Raw genomic sequence first — 701 nt, 5'->3', positions numbered from 1 at the left:
GCGAGGACGGCTGCGGGGACCATGTAGTCGGGCAGCCGGGTGGCGACGTAGGCACGCGCATCCTCGGCATCGACACCGGCCGCCGGGCTTTCCGGGACGACGTATCCGACGAGGCGGCGTTCACCCGGGGTGTCCTCGCGGACGGTCACCACGGCCTGGGCCACCGACGGATGCGCGGCGAGCGCCGCCTCCACCTCACCCAGCTCCACCCGGAACCCACGGATCTTCACCTGCGCGTCCGCACGCCCGACAAAGACCAGCGCACCCTCATCCGTCCACCGCACCAGGTCACCCGTCCGATACATCCGCTCCCCCGGCACGAACGGACACGCCACAAACCGCTCCGCCGACAGACCGGGCTGCGCCCAATACCCCAGCGCAAGGCCGGCCCCAGCGATGTACAGCTCGCCGTTCACGCCGGGCGGCACCGGCTGCAGAAAGGCATCCAGCACATAGGTCCGGCGCATGGGCAGCGGACGCCCGATCGGCAACGGTGAGCCGGAAGGGTCTTCGGGCTTCATCAGATGCCAGGTGGCGCAGAGGGTGGTCTCGGTGGGCCCGTACAGATGCCGCACCGTCACATCCGGACACGCCTCCCGCACCCGGGCCACCGACTCGGCAGGCACCACGTCCCCGCCGGTCAGCACCTCACGCAGCCCCGCGAAACACTCCGGCGCCTCCCCCGCCAACACCCGGAACGA

The 701-nt window shown here is 71.0% G+C and carries 1 protein-coding gene; it reads right to left on the bottom strand.

The window, feature by feature from the left end:
- Window positions 1–701 (bottom strand): AMP-binding protein (locus tag POF73_RS45845; protein ID WP_272125487.1); only part of this gene is annotated, 701 nt, incomplete at both ends.

The sequence above is a fragment of the Streptomyces sp. HD genome (assembly GCF_028369295.1).
Taxonomy (GTDB): Bacteria; Actinomycetota; Actinomycetes; order Streptomycetales; family Streptomycetaceae; genus Streptomyces.
Note: the sequence above shows the minus strand (reverse complement) of the source record. Positions and strands in the feature narration are given on the sequence as shown.